A 2,832-nucleotide genomic window follows, 5' to 3' on the forward strand; every position below is an offset into this window, starting at 1 on the left:
GCCCGCGCCGGCGGCGGCGTCGGCGGCGGCATCGCCGGCAGCGGCGTCCAGGGCGGCAGCGGTACCGGGACCCGCGCCCGCGACAAGCCCGGCACCCGCACCGGCGCCGGCGCCGGGGGCGCCCGCCGCAACAGGGACGGCGCACGGCGCGGGCGCGCCCGCGGAGGGCGAGGTCGTGACGGCGCCGCTGCCCGGCCTCCTCCTCGACGTGAAGGTGGCCGAGGGCCAGCAGGTCCAGGCCGGCCAGGTGCTCTGCATCCTCGAGGCCATGAAGATGGAGAACGAGGTGCCGTCGCCCGTCGACGGCACCGTGGTGGCCGTGCATGTACAGAAGGGCGATGCCGTCAACGCCGGCGACGCCCTCGTCACGGTGCGGCCGTAAAGAGGCATGGAGGCGCCGGAAGCCGATCTCCGCGAGCAGTTGCGACGCGCCGCGCGCGCGTACCGCGACGCCCTCGCGCCGGAGGAGCGCGAGCGCCGCAGCCGCGCCATCGCGCGGCGGGTCGCGGGCCTTCCTGCGTTCGTTGCCGCGTGCAACGTGCTCGTCTACCTCGACCGCCCACCAGAGGTGGAGACGCGGCCGCTCATCGAGATTGCGCGCACTCAGGGCAAACGCGTGGCGGCCCCGCGCACCGACGCCGCCGCGGGCCTGTTGAAGCCGCACTGGATCGCGTTCGATGCGCGCGGCGAGCCGATCACGGTGACGGGCCCCTTCTCCATTCGAGAGCCGGATCCGGCGGTGTCCGCAGAGGCCCCTTCGGATGCGCTGGATCTCGTCGTGGTGCCCGGCCTGGCGTTCGACCGCGCGGGCAACCGGCTCGGCTATGGGAAGGGCTATTACGACCGGTTTCTCGCCGCGTACCCGGCCGGCCGCCGGCCGGTGACGGTCGCGCTAGCGTTCGCCGGCCAGGTGTTCGACCGCGTGCCCGCGCACCCCTGGGACATTCCGATGGACTGGGTCGTGACCGAGGACGCTGCCATGGATTGCCGTCGCGCGCGAGAGGAAACGGCGGGCGATCGGAACGCGCCCGGGTGAGCAAAGGACGGCCGGCGTGCCGCAGCGCGCCGGCCGGCGGGGGAGGCCGGGTCGACGGCGAGCGCCGTCACGACCCGGCGAAGATGATCTCGCGTTCCTCGAGGATCTTGCCCTGATCGTCCTTGACCACGCGGTGGACAAGACCGAGACCCGACGCCCAGTCGTCGACGCGGACGTATTTGTGGTCGCCGTTCTGGCCCTCCACGCGAACTTCCAGCACGCGGCCGTATTTCGGGTCGTCGAGCCACGTTTCCGTCGCCGTTTCCTTCACGGTGGAGTCCTCGGTCCGGTATTCGTTGGCGAACGAGCGCGCGGGGACGCAGAGCCAGATCGCCTCCCGCGGCTCCTCGACGCCCTTCATGGTGTAGATCGACGTCTGCTTGAGACAGCCGTCCTCGACCACCAACGTGTACGTGGTGTCGAAGTCGCCGACGGTCTCCTTCACCTTCAAGACGTTGTCGTCGCCGCGGCTCACCAGCCACGTGGACGTGAAGTCGTACGGGCCGTGGTAGCTCGCGGACGCCGGAAGGAGCGCCTCGAGCGCGCCGGCGTCCGATTCCGATGTCGACGGCGCCTCGGACGTCTCGGACGGCGCGTTGGCGACGTCCGATCCCGCCACGGTCCCGTCGTGGCTGCAGGCGGTCGCCCACAGCGCGGCGGCGAGCGCGATGGCGCCCCATCCGGTGACGCGGCGTGCGCGTTTCGTCATGTGCAGACCTCCGCTCGTCGGCCCGTTCCGCGGCCGTTCGTACGTGTAGACGAGCGTCGCACGCGAAAGTTTCCCCTGCAAGCGGCAACTTCTTCGAACAGAGGCTCGTTGTGGTACGGTCGTGTGGGGGTGCGGCCGAGCTGAACGACCTGTTTCTTCGCGTTTGTCGCGGCGAGATGGCCGAGCGCGTGCCGGTCTGGTTCATGCGCCAGGCGGGCCGGTACCAGGCCGAGTACCGCGAGCTTCGCCAACGTTACACATTGTTGGACATCTGCGAGCGTCCGGCCCTGTGCGCCGCGGTGACGAAACTTCCCGTCGAGCAGCTGGGCGTCGACGCGGCGATCCTGTTTTCGGACATCATGGTGCCGCTGCGGCCGATGGGCGTCCGCGTGGAGATCCGCGAGGGCGTGGGTCCCGTTGTGGACGAGCCGGTGCGAGAGGCCCGCCAGGTCGCCGCCTTGCGCGCGCTCGATCCTGTCCGCGACGTCCCGTACGTGCTGGAAGCCGTGGAATGCCTGCGGGCCGAGCTCGACGTACCGCTCATCGGCTTCAGCGGGGCGCCGTTCACGCTGGCGAGCTACCTCGTCGAGGGCGGCCCGTCGCGGGAGCAGCGGGAGACGAAGCGACTCATGTACGCGCACCCGGACGTCTGGGACGCGCTCATGGCGGCGCTGACCGACGCCATGGCCGCGTACCTCGCGGCGCAGGTGCGGGCAGGCGCGGCGGCCGTCCAGGTGTTCGACAGCTGGGCGGGCGCGCTGGCGCCCCGGGATTACGACCGGTACGTGCGCCCGCACATGGAGCGGCTCTTCGCGGCCCTGCGGCCGCTCGGCGTCCCGCGCATCCTCTTTTGCGCGAACGGGGGCGCGCTGCTGGAACGGTTCGCCGCCGTCGGCGCGGACGTGATCGGGGTCGATTGGCGCGTGCCGCTGGACGAGGCCCGCCGGCGCGTGGGGGCCGGCGTGGCGCTGCAGGGGAACCTGGACCCGGTGGCGCTGCTCGCCCCATGGGAGGAACTCGCCCGGCACGTCCAGGCCATCCTGGACGAGGGCGCCGGGGGTCCGCACGTCTTCAACCTGGGCCACGG

4 protein-coding genes are annotated in these 2,832 nt (G+C 71.9%); 3 read left to right on the forward strand and 1 reads right to left on the reverse strand.

Annotated features, from left to right (window positions below; all coding sequences use genetic code 11):
• Both IRZ18_09425 and IRZ18_09430 read left to right on the forward strand, forming a co-directional pair.
• Positions 1–382: biotin/lipoyl-binding protein (locus IRZ18_09425; GenBank protein MBX5477325.1), on the forward strand; the 382-nt coding region annotated here is incomplete at its 5' end.
• A gap of 6 nt (positions 383–388) precedes the next feature.
• Complete coding sequence (locus IRZ18_09430) at positions 389–1,036, forward strand: 5-formyltetrahydrofolate cyclo-ligase (protein MBX5477326.1); 648 nt, start codon at positions 389–391, stop codon at positions 1,034–1,036.
• A 67-nt stretch (positions 1,037–1,103) separates the two neighbouring features.
• On the opposite strand, the gene IRZ18_09435 is transcribed toward IRZ18_09430, so the two are convergent.
• A complete protein-coding gene (locus IRZ18_09435) occupies positions 1,104–1,745 on the reverse strand; it encodes a hypothetical protein (protein ID MBX5477327.1) in 642 nt (213 codons plus the stop codon).
• 110 nt (positions 1,746–1,855) lie between these two features.
• On the opposite strand from IRZ18_09435, the gene hemE reads away from it, so the two are divergent.
• Positions 1,856–2,832 (forward strand): uroporphyrinogen decarboxylase (hemE, locus tag IRZ18_09440; protein ID MBX5477328.1); only part of this gene is annotated, 977 nt, incomplete at its 3' end.

The sequence above is a fragment of the Clostridia bacterium genome (assembly GCA_019683875.1).
GTDB lineage: Bacteria > Bacillota > Sulfobacillia > RBS10-35 > Bu92 > Bu92.